Here is an 18825-nt window from a genome sequence, read left to right as displayed (position 1 = left end):
GCCATTGCGCTGCATCAAGCGTTGATACGGGCGTGGGCGGCCAGGCGGTTGATCGCGCGGTCGAGTTCTTCCAGCGCGCCGGTGGCTTTGGGATCCTGTTGCTTGAGCAGGGTTTCGCTGCGCTGGCAGGCGGCACGCAGTTGCGGCACACCGCAATAACGCGTCGCGCCATGCAAGCGGTGAACGCGCTCGATCAGGGCGTTGTGGTCGTTGGTCTCACGAGCAATGCGAATCGCCTCGCGATCCGCTTCCAAAGACGCCAGCAACATCGCCAGCATGTCCGCCGCCAGATCGGCTTTGCCGGCGGCCAGGCGCAAACCTTCGTCGTGGTCGAGCACTTGCAACTCATGAGCGATGCCGAGGCTGTCGCTGGATCGCTCCGGTCCGTGATTGCGCAACGCCAGGCCGGTCCACTTCAGCACCACCTGCGCCAGTTGCCGTTCGCTGATCGGCTTGGTCAGGTAGTCGTCCATGCCGCTTTGCAGCAGGGCGCGTTTTTCGTTGGCCATGGCGTGGGCGGTGAGGGCGACAATGGGCAACGGCGTGCAGTGCCGTTCGGTTTCCCATTGGCGAATCGCTTCGGTGCTTTGGCGTCCGTCCATGCCGGGCATTTGCACGTCCATCAGCACCAGATCGAAGGTTTCGGTTTGCACTGCCTTGACCGCCGCGTAACCGCTTTCCACCGCAAGTACCTTGGCGCCCATGTCTTCGAGCAGGGTTTGCACCAGCAACAGGTTGGCCGGGTTGTCGTCGACGCACAGCACTTTTGGCGCGCGGCTCGACACCGGCTCGCCGGGCTCGCTGCGCTGCTGGCGCGGGTTGACCAGGTCGGACAATGCCCGACGCAGTTTGCGGGTGCAGGCCGGTTTGGCCTGAAGCTGGCTGTGTGGATTGGGCACCGAGAGGTGAAACAGCGTCTGTTCGGTGGTCGGGCACAGCACCAGCACTTTGCAGCCCAGGTGTTCAAGGTCCCAGATGTGCTGGTTGAGGCGCTCGGGCGGCATGTCGTTGCTGGTGATGCCGAGCACCGCCAGGTCGATCGCCTGATCGGTCTGATGCGCGCCGGTCACGCCATTGGCCAGGCTTTCCAGAGTATTGAACGGCGTCACCGCGAGGCCGCAATCTTCCAGTTGATGCTGCAACGCCTGACGCGCCAGTTCATGGTTTTCCAGCACCGCCACGCGGCGCCCGAGCAATGGCGGGCCGGGCAGGTCTTCGGCATCATCGCGGGTTTTGGGCAAACTGAGGCTGATCCAGAATTCCGAGCCTTCTCCCGGCGTGCTGTCGACACCGATCTCGCCACCCATCTGTTCGATCAACCGCTTGGAAATCACCAGCCCGAGGCCGGTGCCCCCCGGCTGGCGCGACAGCGAATTGTCGGCTTGGCTGAACGCCTGAAACAGCGCACGCACGTCCTGGTTGGACAGGCCGATGCCGGTGTCCTGAATGCTGATGCGCAGTTGCACGCTGTCTTCATGCTCTTCTTCAAGCATGGCGCGGGCGACGATGGTGCCCTCGCGGGTGAACTTGATCGCGTTGCTCACCAGGTTGGTGAGGATCTGCTTGAGCCGCAGCGGATCGCCCACCAGCGACAGCGGCGTGTCGCGGTACACCAGGCTCACCAGTTCAAGCTGTTTGGCGTGGGCGGCCGGGGCGAGGATGGTCAAGGTGTCTTGAAGCAGGTCGCGCAGGTTGAACGGGATGTTGTCGAGCACCAGTTTGCCGGCCTCGATTTTCGAGAAGTCGAGGATCTCGTTGATGATCCCCAGCAGGCTGTCGGCGGATTTCTCGATGGTGCCCAGATAATCGAGCTGGCGTGGGGTCAATTCGCTTTTTTGCAGCAAGTGGGTGAAGCCGAGAATACCGTTGAGCGGCGTGCGGATTTCATGGCTCATGTTGGCCAGGAACTCGGATTTGATCCGGCTCGCCTCCAACGCCTCCTTGCGCGCCAGGTCCAGCTCGATGTTCTGGATCTCGATGGTTTCCAGGTTCTGGCGCACGTCTTCGGTGGCCTGATCGACGCTGTGCTGCAATTCTTCCTGAGCATTTTGCAGAGTGCCGGCCATGCGGTTGATGCCGGACGCCAGCTCATCCAGCTCCTGGCTGCCAAGCGGTGGCAGGCGGGTTTCCAGGTGGCCATCCTTGAGTTGCGCCACCGCCAGTTTGATCTGGCTGATCGGTCGGTTGATCGTGCGGCCCATGCGCAGCGCCAACAGCGCCGCACCGGCCAGGCCAGCGCCGATCAACAGCAGGCTGGCGAACAGGCTGCGGTAACCGCGCAGCAGCATGCCGTTGTGGGACAGTTCGAGTTCGACCCAGCCCAGGAGCAGATCGGCTTCTTCGGGAATCAAGTCACCGGCCAGGTTGCGGTGTTTACCGAACACCGGCAGCAGATAACGCGTGGCATCGTTGCCACTGCGGCGCAGCATCTGCGAGCCATTGCCCATGGGCGCCTGATTGAGCATGGTCGGGCCGGCATGGGCCAGCGGCGTGCGGTCGGGGGCGAGGAAGGTCACTGCGCGAACGTCGGCGGTTTCCAGCGACTGCGTTGCGATACGCTCCAGCAGCTCACTGTCCTTGTGGCTCATGGCCGGAGCGACCAGCGGCGCGAGCTGTTCGGCGATCATTTCACCGCGCTGCATCAGTTGGGTTTGCAGGTCCGATTGCTGCATCCAGGTGAAATAGCCGCCCAGGACCAACGCCATCAGGGTGGTCGGCAACAGGGTCAGCAACAGCACGCGGCCTTTAATTCCCAGTTTCGTGAGCACGCATCTCTCCTGCATCCAGCTATTGATTGACCTGCGCGTACATCCGGCACGCGCCACTTGGGCAGTGTAGCGATTTGCATGCGGGCAATCTTCGTAAAATTGATGTCGTCATTCGTCGAGCGTGTCGGCGCTTTAGCCTCATGGGTAAACCTTGGGTTGCCCATCGGCAGGCAATCTTGAATAATCTCCAACTGAGAATTATTTGCAGATACTCATGACTCCCATCGCTGTTAGCCATCCCCGAATCCTGTCCATCGAAGACGACCTGGTGCTTGGTGCTTACGTGCACGAGCATTTGGGGCGCTGTGGGTTTCAGGTGACCTGGTGCCAGAACGGCCGAGAGGGCCTGGCCATCGCGCGCGCGCAAACCTTCGATGTGGTGTTGATGGATATTCTGCTGCCGGGGCTGGACGGGCTCAACGTGCTGACGCAATTGCGACAAAGTCATTCCACCCCGGTGGTGCTGATGTCGGCGCTGGGCGCCGAGGCGGACCGCATCAGCGGTTTTCGTCTGGGGGCCGACGATTACTTGCCCAAACCCTTCAGCATCGCCGAGTTGCGGGTGCGCATCGAGGCGATCCTGCGCCGGGTGGCGCTCGATCGTCGACCGCAACCGTCACCGATTACACCTTCCCTGGATAGCCTGCGTTTTGACGATGAGCAGTACGAGGTTTTCTACGGCGAGCATGCCGCCGGCCTGACTCGCAGCGAGTACCGTTTGCTGGAAACGCTCAACCGCAATGGCGACGAAGTCCTGAGCAAAGCCTTCCTTTATCAGCACGTGCTGCAACGCGGGTACGCGGCCCATGACCGCAGCCTGGACATGCATATCAGCCAGATCCGTCGCAAGCTCAACACCATCGGTTACACCGAGCGCAAAGTGCGCACGGTCTGGGGCAAGGGTTACGTCTTGAGTGCCGGCGATGAAATGGTCTGACCTGCCTGGCCGGCATTCACTGTTCTGGAAACTGGCGTGCCTGTTGGTGGCGTTCTGTCTGTTGATGATCTGGCTGAGCTGGTCCTGGGGTCGATACATGGAGCAGAAGAACCTGTTCCTCTCCGACGAGGCCCGGGGCACGCTGACCCGCTACGCCGCCGAAGCCGAGCATGCCTGGAATCACCGCCAGAACGCAGGCATCGATGCCTGGCTGCAGGAGCTGGGCACGCGTGAAACCACGTGGGTCGGAGTCATCGGCGGTGATTTGCAGTCCTTGAGCAGCTACCCGCTGACCGACAAGGAAGTCCAGCGCCTGACCTTTTTGCGTGGGCTGGATTGGCCAACCAGTCTCCATACCAAGGGGCTGCCCTGGTTGAGAATCCCTTTTCCAAACGACCCCGCGGTCGGCAGCCTGGTGATCGAATTGCCCCAGCGCTTCATGCCCGGCCAATACCGGGTGTTCTGGCGCGTGATCACCAACGGCATCATTCCGGGTTTGTTCACGTTATTGCTGTGCATCGGTCTTTATCGGCTGCTGGTCGTGCCGTTGAACAGCTTGCGTGAACAAGCCAACGCCTGGCGCGTCGACCAGTTGAATGTGCGCCTATCGAGCAACACCACCAATCGTCCGGATGAACTGGGTGAGCTGGGCCGGGCGTTCGATCACATGGCCGAACGACTGCAAAGCAGCGTGGCCCTGCAACAGCAATTACTGCGCGACCTGTCCCACGAACTGCGGACGCCGCTGAGCCGATTGCGGGTCGCCAGCGAAAGCGAGCAGGGGCTGCCGCAATTGCGTGAGCGTATCGGTCGGGAAGTCGATGGCATGCAGCGACTGGTGGAGGACACGCTGCAACTGGCCTGGCTCGACACCGAACGCGCACCGCTGCCCGACGACGGGATCCAGATTCAGGCGCTGTGGGAAATGCTCACGGAAAACGCCTGCTATGAAACTGGCTGGCCGGCCAGTCAGTTGCACTGCTCGGTGGATTCCTCGTGCTGGGTTCGCGGCCATCTCAATACCTTGGCGCAGGCGCTGGAAAACATTCTGCGCAATGCCATTCGTCATTCCCCAAGTGGCGGCATCGTCCGTCTTGACGCTGAGCGCGATGGCGACTTCTGGCAGGTGTGGCTGGAGGATGAGGGCGGCGGGGTGGCTGACGCGGATCTTGAGCGGATCTTCAGTCCGTTCATTCGCCTCGACGGCTCGCGGCCGGGGAATGGCGGGTTTGGCTTGGGATTGAGCATTGCCAGGAATGCGGTGAAGCGTCAGGGCGGGAGCCTTTGGGCCGAGAACACCGGGACCGGGTTGCGGTTGCATATGCGGTTGGTGGCGGATGATGACGTTGCCAGTGATGACGCCATCGCGAGCAGGCTCACTCCCACAGTGGATGTGTGCCGGCCACAAATCGCGTAACCCGTCTGGATCCCTGTGGGAGCGGGCGAGTTGGAACGTCAGTTCAAAGCTGCCTTGTCCGAGCGCAGTGTGACCCCTCCGTCGAATGTCTTTGCGGTGCTGAAGCACACTCACCCCTGTAGAGCTGGCGATATCCGTGATGTCTGCATGGTTGAGTTTCCATACTTGCCATGCAGGCAAATAGTCAATTTTTATGTAGGGGGGGCTAAACTGTTTCTAAGTGCGAAGCACAATAAAATGACATGCGTGACGCCGATAGTAGATGGGTTTTTAACAAAATACCTTCAAATGATTTTTAATTCATCACTCCGCAGTTCGTTGATTTCAGTAATATCAAAAAACACTTCAATGCCAAGTGCTAACTCCAAGTCACATGTCGTTAATCCTTGCATGGTTAGTCCTTGTTTAAGAGGGGTGGGTTGTGAGGGTGTGCTGTGTTATCTGAGGAGGGTTTGCTTGATTATTAATAGTATTATTATGGGGAGTATGTGGAGTAAGAGAAAGGTTGTGCATAAACTTTGGCATACTCCCCAGCGTAAGCGCAGTAACTTGTAGATTCCATAGCAAAAAAATAAAAAAATGGTGATTTTAAAGGCAGACATGAGTGCGCTAGACATAGTACCTCCTGCAAAATGTATTCCCAGTGCTTGCATGTTCCATCCATCACTTGATTCTCGAGGGTTAAGGCCAGTCATGGGATTTACCTGTGCTAAATATGAGGTTGAATGGGGGGTGGTTACCAATCTGCCATGAGCCAGATGGGTAGTAGTTGTTTAACGAATCAATCGTAAGTTTAGACTTTGGCGTGATATGGAGGGGTGGCGATTGTGATTTCCATAGATGATTTTTAAATCCTATAAGGGTATCTTGTTTTTTAATTTCGGCCGTGAACAATTTAGCCTTTGATCTGGCTGCTTTTTTACGAATGCCTGAAGAGTCATGATCGCGTACGGTGAAGTAGCTTGCACCAAGTGATAATTTATTTGTTTGTTGGTTAGTCTTTGGAAAAGTGATGTCAGGACTTGGGATTCCCTTGTTGTCATAGAAGTTGTTATCTCTTGCTGTTTCAGTTCGGAGGCTGTTCAATTAAAGTATCAACGTACTGCCTGGGGTGGTGGCTGCACCATATCCCCTTGGTTGATAGATAAGCACGCTGCCAAAGCGGTTTTCGTTTTTCGCGTTAGTAACTTCGGAACGAAATAAAGCCGAGTTTTCGGACATTGATTTAGAGTCTTCAGGAAGTTTGGTGGTGCTTTACCTCGCCAGTAGCGTGGAGTGCGACCGAAAGACTATCAATGAAACTTATTACTCACCAGTTCATCGACGCCACCAAAACCTGCGGGAAATATCCTAGGAGGATGTCCCGAAACATCGTCCTGTATTACAGAATCGTCGAGCGCAAGCCGTGTTCCTACAGGTCCATTACTCTTTTGTGTAGGATTTCTCCTCGGCCCACTCGCCCGCTTATTCCCATAAGCCATAAGCACCGCACTTTGCGTGATATGGCCTGCGCACGTTTGCCGGTATGATAGGCGCCCCCGCAGTCTGGATTGCGAATACGCCATGACCTTGCAGTACCCAACCATCGCCGATTGCGTCGGCAACACTCCGCTGGTCCGTTTGCAGCGCCTGCCTGGCGCCACCAGCAACACCCTTTTGCTCAAGCTCGAAGGGAATAACCCGGCGGGTTCGGTCAAGGACCGTCCGGCGCTGTCGATGATCACCCGCGCTGAACTGCGCGGGCAGATTCATGTCGGCGATACGCTGATCGAAGCGACCTCGGGCAACACCGGGATCGCCCTGGCGATGGCCGCGGCGATCAAGGGTTACAAGATGATCCTGATCATGCCGGACAACTCCAGCGCCGAGCGCAAGGCCGCGATGACGGCGTATGGCGCCGAGCTGATCCTGGTCACCCAGGAAGAAGGCATGGAAGGCGCTCGCGATCTTGCCCAGCGCATGGAGGCCGAAGGCCGGGGCAAGGTGCTGGACCAGTTCGCCAACGGCGATAACCCCGAGGCGCATTACACCACCACCGGCCCGGAAATCTGGCGTCAGACCGAGGGCACCATCACGCATTTCGTCAGCTCGATGGGCACCACTGGCACCATCATGGGCGTCTCGCGCTACTTGAAAGAGCAGAACGAGAACGTACAGATCATCGGCCTGCAACCGATGGAAGGCTCGGCGATTCCGGGCATCCGTCGCTGGCCGCAAGAATACCTGCCGAAGATTTACCAGGCTGATCGCGTTGACCGGATCGTCGACATGGCGCAAAGCGAGGCCGAAGACGTAACCCGTCGTCTGGCCCGCGAAGAAGGCATCTTCTGCGGCGTTTCTTCGGGCGGCGCGGTGGCCGCGATGCTGCGTCTTTCCAAAGAAGTTGAAAACGCGGTGATCGTCGCGATCATCTGCGACCGAGGCGACCGTTACTTGTCGACCGGCATTTTCGACGCGCCCAACTGATGGCCAAGCAAGAGAGAGGCCTGCGCTTCCAGCCCACCGGCGGTAGCAAGGCCCCGCAAATCCCGACCGGCAAAAAGCAGCGCTTGAGCATCGAGCGCCTCGCCAATGACGGTCGTGGCATCGCGTTTTTCGAAGGTCGCACCTGGTTCGTCATCGGCGCATTGGCGGGTGAAGAGGTTGAGGTGCGCGTGTTGGGTGCCCGCGGCAAAGTCGTCGAGGCACGCACCGAGCGTGTATTCCAGGCCAGCGAATTGCGTCGTCCGGCGCCGTGTCCGCATGCCGGTCGCTGTGGCGGTTGCAGCGTGCAACACCTGCCGCACAACGAACAACTCGCCCTCAAGCAGAGCATGCTCGCCGAGCAACTGTCGAAGGTCGCCGGCGTTGAACCCCAAGAGTGGGCGGCACCGTTGAGCGGACCGGAATTCGGTTACCGTCGTCGCGCCCGCGTGGCGGTGCGCTGGGACATGAAAGCGAAAAAACTCGAAGTCGGTTTCCGTGCGGCGGGCAGTCAGGACATCGTTGCAATCAATGAATGCCCGGTGCTGGTTCAGCCCTTGCAGCCCATCATGACCGGCTTGCCGGAAATGTTGCGGCGCTTGAGCAAACCGCAAGCGCTGGGCCATGTGGAGTTGTTCAGCGGCTCGTCATTGGCGGTGTTGCTGCGGCACATGGCGCCGTTGTCCGATGCCGACCTGACCATTCTCAAGGAATTCTGCGCCGCCCATGAAGCCCAGCTGTGGTTGCACGGGGAAGGTGAACCGCAACCGGTCGAGGCGGGGCAATCCCTGGGTTATCGCCTTGAGCAGTGGGACTTGAACCTGGCGTACCGGCCCGGAGATTTCATTCAGGTCAACGCCGGTGTCAACGAAGCGATGATTGCCCAGGCACTGGACTGGTTGAAGCCGACAGCGCAGGAACGGGTTCTCGATCTATTCTGTGGGTTAGGCAACTTCGCCTTGCCGCTGGCCAAAGCCGTTCGCGAAGTGGTGGCGGTCGAAGGCGTGCAAGCGATGGTCGAGCGGGCGGCCGAAAATGCGGCTAGCAATAATCTTCATAATGCGCATTTTTTTCAGGCCGATTTATCCCAGCCTTTGACCGATGCCGAGTGGGCGCGCGAAGGCTTTTGTGCGGTACTCTTGGACCCACCGCGTGACGGTGCTTTCGAGGTCGTGCGCACGCTGGCATCGCTGGGTGCCAAGCGGTTGGTGTATGTGTCGTGCAACCCGGCAACGCTGGCGCGCGACACGGTTGAATTGATCAAGCAGGGCTACCGGTTAAAACGTGCCGGGATTCTCGATATGTTTCCTCAGACGGCACATGTCGAGGCCATGGCGTTATTTGAAGCGAGCTAGGACGGCTCGTCTGGTCCGACTGGCCGCCCGTGCAGCTCTCGCATTAGCCCCGTGAGGGCAATCGGGCAATGAAGGTCAGCGAATTGACGCATTGAATCTGCGTCGTAGGGAAGGTAAGCAAGATGGTACAGGTGAGAGCACACCAGCCGATCAACACCGACGGCAGTATCAATCTCGAGGCTTGGCTCGATCATGCGGTCAGTGTCGATCTGGCACTGGATCGCGAAGCCTTGAAGGAAGCGTGCGAGTTCGCTCGTACGTCTGAACAACAAGCCAATGCGGCGAAAAACCTGTGGTCCGAAGGGACCTCCAGTTTCCGCACGGGCCTTGAGATCGCCGAGATTCTCGCCGACCTCAAACTTGATCAGGATTCGTTGGTCGCGGCGGTCTTGTACCGCGGCGTGCGCGAAGGCCAGATCGAACTGCCGGCCGTGAGCCAGCGCTTCGGTCCGGTGGTCGCCAAACTTATCGACGGCGTGTTGCGCATGGCGGCGATCAGCGCCAGCCTGAGCCCCCGTCAATCGCTGGTGCTGGGCACTCAGGGCCAGGTCGAAAACCTGCGCAAGATGCTCGTGGCGATGGTCGACGACGTTCGCGTCGCGCTGATCAAGCTGGCCGAACGCACCTGTGCGATCCGTGCGGTGAAAACCGCCGACGATGAAAAGCGCAATCGCGTGGCCCGTGAAGTCTTCGACATCTACGCACCGCTGGCTCACCGTCTCGGTATCGGTCATATCAAGTGGGAGCTGGAGGACTTGTCCTTCCGTTACCTCGAGCCCGATCAGTACAAGCAGATCGCCAAGTTGCTCCACGAGCGGCGGCTGGATCGCGAGCGCTTCATCGCCGATGTGATGAGTCAGCTGAAGAATGAGCTGACCGCTACCGGCGTCGACGCCGACATCAGTGGCCGGGCCAAACACATCTATTCGATCTGGCGCAAAATGCAGCGCAAGGGTCTGGAGTTCAGCCAGATCTACGACGTGCGTGCCGTGCGCGTGCTGGTGCCGGAAATGCGCGATTGCTACACCGCGCTCGGCATCGTCCACACCTTGTGGCGGCACATCCCGAAAGAATTCGACGACTACATCGCCAACCCGAAAGAGAACGGCTACCGCTCGCTGCACACCGCAGTGATTGGCCCCGAAGGCAAAGTGCTGGAGGTGCAGATCCGCACCCACGCCATGCACGAGGAAGCCGAGCTGGGCGTTTGCGCGCACTGGCGCTACAAGGGCACCGACGTCAAATCCGGCTCCAATCACTACGAAGAGAAAATCTCCTGGCTACGTCAGGTGCTCGAGTGGCATGAAGAGCTGGGCGATATCGGTGGTCTGGCCGAGCAGCTGCGTGTCGATATCGAACCGGACCGGGTCTACATCTTCACCCCGGACGGCCACGCCATCGACTTGCCCAAGGGCGCGACGCCGCTGGACTTCGCCTACCGTGTGCACACCGAAATCGGTCACAACTGCCGTGGCGCGAAGATCAACGGGCGCATCGTTCCGCTCAACTACAGCCTGCAAACCGGTGAACAGGTCGAGATCATCACCAGCAAGCACGGCACGCCGAGCCGAGACTGGCTGAACCCGAACCTGGGTTACATCACCACGTCGCGGGCGCGGGCGAAGATCGTTCACTGGTTCAAGTTGCAGGCTCGCGATCAGAACGTCGCAGCCGGCAAAACCTTGCTCGAGCGTGAGCTGAGTCGCCTCGGTCTGCCAGCGGTGGACTTCGACAAGCTGGCCGACAAGGCCAACATGAAAACCGCCGAGGACATGTACGCGGCGTTGGGCGCCGGCGATTTGCGCCTGGCGCAACTGGTGAACCTGGCGCAGCAACTGGTCGAGCCGGAACGCGGCAACGAACAGCTGGAACTGATCCCGCGCAAAGCCACCGGCTACAAACCGGGCAAGCGTGGCGACATTCAGATCCAGGGCGTCGGCAATCTGATGACGCAAATGGCCGGCTGCTGCCAGCCGTTGCCGGGCGATGCGATCGTCGGTTACATCACCCAGGGACGCGGCGTGAGCATTCACCGTCAGGACTGCGCCTCGGTGCTGCAACTGGGCGGGCGCGAGCCGGAGCGGATCATTCAGGTCAGCTGGGGCCCGGTGCCGGTGCTCACCTACCCGGTGGACATCATCATCCGCGCTTACGACCGTTCCGGTTTGCTGCGTGACGTGTCGCAGGTGCTGCTTAACGAGCGGATCAACGTGCTGGCGGTCAACACCCGCTCGAATAAAGAGGACAACACCGCGTTGATGTCCCTGACCATCGAGATTCCCGGACTGGATGCACTGGGGCGGTTGCTGGGACGGATTTCCCAGTTGCCGAACATCATCGAAACCCGGCGTAACCGGACACCTTGAAGATGTACCCGTGTGGGAGCTGGCCTGCCAGCGATGCAGGCACCTCGGTCTTTCAGTAGCGTCGAGGTGATGCCATCGCTGGCAGGCCAGCTCCCACAGGTTTTTTGTAGAGACTGATTGATGTATTCACTCGAAGACTTATTGCACTTGATGAACCGTCTGCGCGACCCGCAATTCGGTTGCCCGTGGGACATCAAGCAAACCTACGCCACCATCGTCCCGCATACCCTTGAGGAGGCCTACGAGGTCGCCGATGCCATCGAGCGCGGTGACTTCGATCACTTGCAGGGTGAGCTTGGTGATTTGCTGTTCCAGGTGGTTTATTACAGCCAGCTGGCCCGGGAAGAAGGGCGCTTCGAATTCGCCGGGGTGATCGACAGCATTACGCGCAAGCTGATCCGTCGTCATCCGCACGTGTTTCCGACCGGCGATCTGTACGCGCCACTGGATGTCCCGCGCCTGAGTGAAGAACAGGTCAAGCAGCGCTGGGAAGAGATCAAGGCTGAGGAGCGCGCCGAGAAATCTGTCACGCCGCAGCAGCTGTCATTGCTCGACGACGTACCCGCCGCGTTGCCGGCGTTGTCTCGTTCGGCCAAATTGCAAAAGCGCGCAGGGCAGGTCGGTTTCGACTGGCCGCACGCCTTGCCGGTGCTGGACAAGGTGCGCGAAGAGCTCGATGAAATACTCGAAGCCATGGCCGATAACGATCCGGTAGCGATTGCCGATGAAGTCGGCGACTTGTTGTTTTCCGTGGTCAATTTGGCGCGTCATCTGAAGGTCGATCCGGAAACTGCATTGCGTGGCGCCAACAGCAAGTTCGAAAGACGCTTCCGTTTTATCGAACAGGCATTGCGCGACACCCATCGTCCCATGGAAGATTGCACCCTCGAAGAGTTGGACGCCTTGTGGGGCGAAGCCAAACGTCAGGAAAAGAATGTGTCCAGCTGCGGTTGAGCAGTGGCCTAAGTGAGAAATAAGCACCATGAGCATTTCCCTTCGCGACCAGTTGCTCAAAGCAGGGCTGGTCAACCAGAAGCAGGCGAAACAGGTCGGCAAAGAGAAGCAGAAGCAGCAGCGCCTGGCCCATAAAGGTCAGATCGAACTCGATGACTCGCAGCAGCGTGCGGCCCAGGAAGCGATGGCCGAGAAGGTCAAGCGTGACCAGGAGCTGAACCGTCAGCAACAGGAGAAAGCCGAGGCGAAGGCCCGTGCGGCCCAGGTCAAGCAATTGATCGAAGTCTCGCGCCTGCCGAAGCTGACCACCGAGGACTACTACAACTTCGTCGATGACAAGAAGGTCAAGCGCATCTGCGTCAACACCCTGATGCGCAACAAGCTCAGCAACGGTTCGCTGGCGATCGTGCACCATGCCGGCGGCTATGAAGTGATCCCGCGTGAAGCCGCTCTGAAGATTCAGGAGCGCGATCCGCAGCGTATCGTGCAGATGAACGTGAAGACCGAAGACGTCATCGCCGAGGACGATCCGTACGCGGCCTATCAGATTCCTGATGATCTGATGTGGTAAGGCTGTAGAGACCGCAATCGCAATAAAGACAAACCCCGCTCATGGCGGGGTTTGTCGTTTTCAATGCTGTCATTGCTTATGCGGATCGGAGCTCTCGTTGTTGCTCCAGTTTTTCCAGTTCGGCCTTGTAGCTGTGGGCATCGGTCTCGGAGTGGAACATCCCCACCAGCATGTCTTGTTGATGTACGTCCCAGATGCGGATACCGGCGGCTACGCCTTCATGGGATTTATGTGAATCGTCGCGTTCAGTTACTTTTACAGTCATCTGCTAGCTCCAATCTCTGTTATCTGCAGCAAGGCATGTGCAGGACTCCGTTATAAGTTTTGTTAGCCTGCTAAGTAAATAACCGGATTTTGTAATGGACAATTGCCAATTCTGCAAAAGTCCTGCAGCCCTTCAAGCCCGCGGCATTCGGTCGCAGGGCGTTGAGTTTCCTGACAAAAGCTTCATGTTTTCATTGAAGAAAACCCGGCTCGAAGGCGACCAAAATCCCCTGTGGGAGCGAGCTTGCTCGCGATGGCGGTGTATCAGGCAACAATGATGTCGACTGACACTCCCTCATCGCGAGCAAGCTCGCTCCCACAGGTTTTTGTGTTTTCCTTGCGAAAAAAAAACGCCCCGAACCAGTCGGGGCGTTTTTTGTGCTGCGAGACGGCGGAGTATTACTTGCCGGTCCAGCGCTTCAGTACCAGCGTGGCATTGGTGCCACCGAAGCCGAAGCTGTTGCTCATCACGGTGTTGATAGTGGCGTCTTCGCGCGTCTTGGTCAGGATCGGCATGTCTGCCACTTCCGGGTCCAGTTCGTCGATGTTGGCGGAACCCGCCATGAAGTTGCCTTCCATCATCAGCATGCAGTAGATCGCTTCGTGAACGCCGGCGGCGCCCAGGGAGTGACCCGACAGGCTCTTGGTGGAGCTGATGGCCGGAGCCTTGTCGCCGAACACTTCACGCACACCTTTCATTTCCATGACGTCGCCGACCGGAGTCGAGGTGCCGTGGGTGTTCAGGTAGTCGATCGGAGCATCGACGGTGGACATGGCCATCTGCATGCAGCGGATGGCGCCTTCGCCGCTTGGAGCGACCATGTCGTAGCCGTCGGAGGTCGCGCCGTAGCCAACGATTTCCGCGTAGATCTTCGCGCCGCGAGCCAGAGCGTGTTCCAGCTCCTCGACCACGACCATGCCGCCACCGCCGGCGATGACGAAACCGTCACGCTTGGCGTCGTAGGCACGGGAAGCTTTTTCCGGGGTTTCGTTGTACTGGCTGGACAGTGCGCCCATGGCGTCGAACAGGAACGACTGGCTCCAATGTTCTTCTTCACCGCCGCCAGCGAACACGATGTCCTGCTTGCCCATCTGGATCTGTTCCATGGCGGTACCGATGCAGTGAGCACTGGTGGCGCAGGCAGAAGCGATGGAGTAGTTCAGGCCCTTGATCTTGAACGGGGTGGCCAGGCAAGCGGAAACAGTGCTGCTCATGGTCCGCGTGACGCGGTATGGGCCAACGCGCTTCACGCCTTTCTCGCGCAGGATGTCCAGCGCTTCCATCTGGTTCAGCGTGGAGGCACCACCGGAACCGGCGATCAGGCCGGTACGCGGGTTGGAGACTTGCTCTTCGGTCAGACCGGAGTCGGCGATAGCGTCTTTCATGGCCAGGTAGGCGTAAGCCGCCGCGTGGCCGACGAAGCGATAGATCTTGCGATCGATCAGCTCTTCGAGTGGAAGGTCGATGGAGCCGGAAACCTGGCTACGCAGACCCATTTCAGCATATTCCGGGTTGAACCGGATGCCAGGGCGGCTTGCACGCAGGTTAGCGGAGACGGTCTCTTTGTCATTGCCCAGGCACGAAACGATGCCCAGACCAGTGATAACGACGCGGCGCATGCGGATAACCCTTAGAAGTTGTCAGTGGAGGTGAAAACGCCGACCCGAAGGCCTTCGGCGGTGTAGATCTCGCGGCCGTCGACACTGACCGAACCATCGGCGATGGCCAGGTTCAGCTTGCCCTTGAGCACGCGCTTGATCTGAATGTTATAGGTGACTTTCTTGGCGGTCGGCAGGACCTGGCCGAAGAATTTCACTTCGCCCGAACCCAGCGCACGACCACGGCCCGGCAGACCCTGCCAGCCGAGGAAGAAGCCGACCAGTTGCCACATGGCGTCGAGGCCCAGGCAGCCTGGCATTACCGGATCACCTTCGAAGTGGCAGGCGAAAAACCACAGGTCCGGAGTGATATCCAGCTCGGCGACCAATTCACCTTTGCCGTACTTGCCACCCTCGGCACTGATATGGGTGATGCGATCCACCATCAGCATGTTCGGGGCGGGCAGTTGTGCGTTACCTGGGCCGAACAGCTCACCGCGACTGCAGCGCAGCAGGTCTTCCCGAGTAAAGGCGTTTTGTTGGGTCATGCGAGCTCCTCAATAGTCCCATGCGGCAGGGTGGGGCAAATCTTCCCGGCCGATCGAGGCGTTCATGCCTCGAGTCAGCAGCCTACTCATAGACTATTGCGTTGTGGTGAAAGTCACAGCACCAAGGACATGAATGTACACTTGTGCACTGAAATTATTATTCAAGCCCCTTTTCGGGCTTGTTCGGGTGCCTAAGACTGCCGCACTTTCGACTTTCACGCCAGTCGCAGATGGTCGAAAGGCCTGCACTACTGCACCCAGCGCTGCAGAATTTGCTGCAGATCCGTGCGTTTGAACGGCTTGGCCAGGTAATCGTTCATTCCTGCCGATAAACATGCTTCCCGGTCGCCCTGCAAGGCGTTGGCGGTCAGGGCGATGATCGGCAGGTCCACGCAGCCCGGCAACTGGCGAATCTGGCGAGTGGCTTCATAGCCATCAATGATCGGCAGCCGGCAGTCCATCAGAATCGCTTCGAAAATCAGGCTTTCGGCACTGAGCACCGCTTGCGCGCCATCGGTGGCGACGCTGACAGTAAAGCCCAGGCTGCGCAACATTGCTTCAATGACGGTCTGGTTGACCGGGTTGTCTTCCACCAGCAGCACATTGCGCCCTTCGCCATGGCTGTCTCCGGTCAGGGCGCGCGGCAACCGCTCCGGCAACGACTGCTTATAAAGCGCCAGCGGAATTTCCAGGGTAAACACCGACCCCACGCCTTCCTGGCTCTGCGCACGCAAGGTGCCGCCCATGCGTTCGGCCAGGGTGCGGGCAATCGGCAGGCCCAGCCCGGTGCCGCCGTAACGCCTTGAAATAGAGCTGTCGGCCTGCTGGAACGCGTTGAACATCAATTCCAGGCTTTCGGCCGAGATGCCGATCCCGCTGTCGCGCACGGTGCAGGTAAACCACAGCAATTCATGGTCCAGCGACTGCCACTGCGGCTCGATGCTGACTCGGCCGTGCTCGGTGAATTTCAGCGCATTGCCCACCAGGTTGACCAGAATCTGCCTGATTCGTGTGGGATCGCCCTGGACCTGCAACGCGCGCATGTCCTCGGGAATCGTCAACGCCAGGTCGAGCCCGCGTTGCGCCGCGCCATGCGAAAAGGACTGAGCGCAGCTGCTGATCAGGTCCGCGAGGTTGAACGGGATGTGTTCCAGCTCCAGTTCCGAGCGCTCGATGCGCGAGAAGTCGAGAATGTCATTGATCACTTTGAGCAAGTGTTCGGTGGACTCCGAAGCCAGCGCCGCATATTCCACCTGCTCCTCGGTCATGTCGGTGGTTTCCAGCAGTTGCAGCATTCCGAGCACGCCGTTCATCGGAGTGCGCAGTTCGTGGCTCATCATCGCCAGGAAGTCAGACTTGGCGTTGTTGGCTTTTTCCGCTTCTTCACGCGTCTTGATCAACTGTGCCATGGCCTGATGCTGTTCGCGGCTGGCTTGTTCGAGGCCGTGGGCAAGATTATTGATGTGTTGCGACAGCGCGCCCAGTTCGGTGTCGTCGACTATCGGTAGGGGCTTCTTGTAGTCGCCCTGCTGAATCGCTTTCACGGCGTGGCCAATGTCGCGAATCGGCTGCGACAAGCTGCCGGCCAGGCGTCGGGCCACCAGAAAGGTAAACAGCAGGGCGAACAAGGCGAGGATCCCGGCCTTGAACAGGATTTCCTGCTGGCGCTGGCTGAACGCATCATTGGACAAGCCGACAATCACCCGGCCCAGATAGTCCTCGGGCGGCGCGGTGTTGGCCGCTTTGTTGCCCTGGAAAAAATCAGTGTTCAGGGCGATCCGTTGCAACCGTACCGGTGCCTGGAACACTTCGACCTGGTGTGAACGCGTGTGGGTTTCCGACGGTTGCTCGACATACACCAGAATCCGGTTGGCGCTGTCCTGGACTTCCAGAAAGCGCACGTTGGGCGTGGCCAGCGTCGCCTTGAGCAAGCTTTCGAGGACGTCGTTGTTGCCTGAAATCACCCCGTATTCCGTGGCCGGTGCCAGCTGGTTGGCGATCATCTGACCGGTGTGATTGAGTTCCTGACGCAGGTCCTGAAGGCGCACGAAGGTGAAGAAGCTGATCAGCAGCAGCGTCAGCAACAGGGCAGGGCCGAGGCTGATCATCTGCGTGCGGGTGTTGATGTCCCAACGGCGTCGGAAGGTCATGGACGGTTTTCTCCTTCAGCCAACTGGGTGGCGACAGACGCTTCATTCATCGGCTCAATACCTAATGAACGAGCCACCTGCGGGTTGCTTAAAACTTTGAAGTGTTGCGGATAGAGCATGCGTGGCCAACTGCTGGGTGAACGGTCGAGCAATTCGTTGAGCACCGCCAGCCAGTCATGTTGATCGCTGTAGGTGCTGGCCAGGCTGCCGGCCTTGACGAATGCGGCGTTGGGGCCGATCAGCGCCAGTTGCCGCGTATAGCTGCTCAGCAGTAGGTTTTTCGCGGTTTTGGGGTTGTACACATTGGGATCGTCGAGCCCCAGCAGCACGTCGCTGCTTTTCAACAGGGCCTGCAAGGGGCGACTGTCGCTGGTGTTATCCCAGCGCTCGGTGACCAGTTCAAGTCCCAAAGTCTGAGCGGCCAGATGCAGTTCTTGCAAAAGGAATTCACTGTGACTGTCGTACAGCACGCCGACCCGATGGGCCTGGGGCAGGATGAGCCGGATCAGGCGCAATTGACGATCCAGTGGCGGATCACTCCAGAGCAGACTCAAGTGCGGCGGCAGGTGAGTGCCGAAGCGTTGGTGGGCCTGCAAGCGGCTGATGCGCAGGACCAGCGTCGCCGGGCCTTGGGCGTCTTGCAGGCGCCAGTCGAGACTCGGCAGATCGAGCAGGATCAGCCGGGTGCTGACTGGCAGCTTGCCGGGGACCGGAAGACTCGCCAAGGTCTGGAAACGCACGGTGTCGGCAGGGCGCAGTTCACTCAGTGCGTGGGCGAAAGATTGCACGCCGGGGCTGTCTTCGGCGCCGGTTAGCAGAATGTCGGCAGCCTGTGTTGGCAGGCAGCCAAGCAGGCCAGCCAGGAGCAGGCACAACCCTGCCAGCAGACGGCCAAGGCTTGGCGACTTCCGTGACAGGCGACGCGGCATTTAAAACGTCAGCTCCGCGCTGAAGTAGAGCACCCGGCGCTTGTCATAGTTGTTCTCGAACATGTCCGGCGAGCGGACGGCTTGCGAATACACGGCGCCCAAGCCGTGGTGCGGGGTGATCAGATAATAGTTGACGGCGACCCGTGGGGTCAGCGAGCTGCCAGTCAATTGCGTGTCTTCGAACATTGCTCCGCCCTGCAGCAACCAGTGTTCGGTGGCCCGCCACTCGAGTTGGCCAAATGTCCGCCAGGTGGTGTCGTCGAGCGTGCCGTTAAAGCAGGTCTCGGATTCTGCCCGGTCGTAACGATAGTTCATGCCGCTGACCAGTCGCAGGCTGTCGGACAGGCTGAGAGTGTCCTGCAATTCGAGGTCGTAGCGCGACTCCCGGGTGCTCTGGTCTTGTCGAGGAACAAGTCACCGGGCAGCGCTGGCGAGCTGAAAATCAGTGCCAGGACCAGCGGCGAGCGAGGTGAAGGAGTGCCTAACGACACGAAACATCCCTGA

Annotated in this window: 14 protein-coding genes and 1 pseudogene; 7 read left to right on the top strand and 8 right to left on the bottom strand. The window is 59.2% G+C overall.

Annotated features, from left to right (window positions below; translation table 11 throughout):
* Positions 1 to 14: 14 nt before the first annotated feature.
* A complete protein-coding gene (locus HNR03_RS09210) occupies positions 15 to 2768 on the bottom strand; it encodes a response regulator (protein WP_259152904.1) in 2754 nt (917 codons plus the stop codon).
* 214 nt (positions 2769 to 2982) lie between these two features.
* Between HNR03_RS09210 and HNR03_RS09205 the strand changes: the two genes are divergently transcribed.
* Positions 2983 to 3705 (top strand): response regulator transcription factor, encoded by a 723-nt coding sequence (locus HNR03_RS09205; protein ID WP_259152903.1) that lies wholly within the window; start codon positions 2983 to 2985, stop codon positions 3703 to 3705.
* Positions 3692 to 5122, top strand: a complete 1431-nt coding sequence (locus HNR03_RS09200) for a sensor histidine kinase (protein ID WP_259152899.1) — start codon at positions 3692 to 3694, stop codon at positions 5120 to 5122. The genes HNR03_RS09205 and HNR03_RS09200 overlap by 14 nt, the downstream gene beginning before the upstream one ends.
* A 681-nt stretch (positions 5123 to 5803) precedes the next feature.
* On the opposite strand, the gene HNR03_RS09190 is transcribed toward HNR03_RS09200, so the two are convergent.
* A complete protein-coding gene (locus tag HNR03_RS09190; protein ID WP_259152898.1) occupies positions 5804 to 6208 on the bottom strand; it encodes a hypothetical protein in 405 nt (134 codons plus the stop codon).
* A gap of 477 nt (positions 6209 to 6685) precedes the next feature.
* Here HNR03_RS09190 and cysM point away from each other — a divergent pair, with 477 nt between their 5' ends.
* The 5 genes from cysM to HNR03_RS09165 all read left to right on the top strand — a co-directional run bounded on the left by cysM (position 6686) and on the right by HNR03_RS09165 (position 12831).
* Complete coding sequence (gene cysM, locus HNR03_RS09185; protein ID WP_084321990.1) at positions 6686 to 7588, top strand: cysteine synthase CysM; 903 nt, start codon at positions 6686 to 6688, stop codon at positions 7586 to 7588.
* Positions 7588 to 8940, top strand: a complete 1353-nt coding sequence (gene rlmD / locus HNR03_RS09180) for a 23S rRNA (uracil(1939)-C(5))-methyltransferase RlmD (protein ID WP_222588034.1) — start codon at positions 7588 to 7590, stop codon at positions 8938 to 8940. Before cysM ends, rlmD begins: the two co-directional genes overlap by 1 nt.
* A gap of 122 nt (positions 8941 to 9062) precedes the next feature.
* A complete protein-coding gene (gene relA, locus HNR03_RS09175) occupies positions 9063 to 11306 on the top strand; it encodes a GTP diphosphokinase (protein WP_259152896.1) in 2244 nt (747 codons plus the stop codon).
* 120 nt (positions 11307 to 11426) lie between these two features.
* Positions 11427 to 12260 (top strand): nucleoside triphosphate pyrophosphohydrolase, encoded by an 834-nt coding sequence (gene mazG / locus HNR03_RS09170; protein ID WP_259152886.1) that lies wholly within the window; start codon positions 11427 to 11429, stop codon positions 12258 to 12260.
* Between the two features lie 28 nt (positions 12261 to 12288).
* Entirely contained in the window at positions 12289 to 12831 is a 543-nt protein-coding gene (locus tag HNR03_RS09165; protein ID WP_208669451.1) for a DUF2058 domain-containing protein, read from the top strand.
* Between the two features lie 76 nt (positions 12832 to 12907).
* On the opposite strand, the gene HNR03_RS09160 is transcribed toward HNR03_RS09165, so the two are convergent.
* From HNR03_RS09160 to HNR03_RS09130, 6 genes and pseudogenes are all read right to left on the bottom strand, one after another.
* Positions 12908 to 13096: a hypothetical protein gene (locus tag HNR03_RS09160; protein WP_090186910.1), complete on the bottom strand. Its 189-nt coding sequence runs from the start codon at positions 13094 to 13096 to the stop codon at positions 12908 to 12910.
* Between the two features lie 398 nt (positions 13097 to 13494).
* Positions 13495 to 14715, bottom strand: a complete 1221-nt coding sequence (fabB, locus tag HNR03_RS09150; RefSeq protein WP_222588033.1) for a beta-ketoacyl-ACP synthase I — start codon at positions 14713 to 14715, stop codon at positions 13495 to 13497.
* An 11-nt stretch (positions 14716 to 14726) separates the two neighbouring features.
* Positions 14727 to 15242: a 3-hydroxyacyl-[acyl-carrier-protein] dehydratase FabA gene (gene fabA, locus HNR03_RS09145; RefSeq protein ID WP_008148022.1), complete on the bottom strand. Its 516-nt coding sequence runs from the start codon at positions 15240 to 15242 to the stop codon at positions 14727 to 14729.
* A gap of 248 nt (positions 15243 to 15490) precedes the next feature.
* The gene (locus HNR03_RS09140) at positions 15491 to 17392 is read right to left on the bottom strand and encodes an ATP-binding protein (RefSeq protein ID WP_222588032.1); all 1902 of its coding nucleotides are present in this window, start codon (positions 17390 to 17392) and stop codon (positions 15491 to 15493) included.
* Entirely contained in the window at positions 17389 to 18321 is a 933-nt protein-coding gene (locus tag HNR03_RS09135; RefSeq protein ID WP_259152855.1) for an ABC transporter substrate-binding protein, read from the bottom strand. The genes HNR03_RS09140 and HNR03_RS09135 overlap by 4 nt, the downstream gene beginning before the upstream one ends.
* A 48-nt stretch (positions 18322 to 18369) precedes the next feature.
* Positions 18370 to 18720, bottom strand: a pseudogene (locus HNR03_RS09130) (TonB-dependent receptor domain-containing protein); the annotation flags it as partial.
* Between the last annotated feature and the right edge of the window lie 105 nt (positions 18721 to 18825).

It is taken from the genome of Pseudomonas sp. JAI111 (assembly GCF_024809425.1).
Taxonomy (GTDB): domain Bacteria; phylum Pseudomonadota; class Gammaproteobacteria; order Pseudomonadales; family Pseudomonadaceae; genus Aquipseudomonas.
The sequence above is the reverse complement of the archived record's forward strand: the minus strand, read 5'-3'. Positions and strand labels throughout refer to the sequence as shown.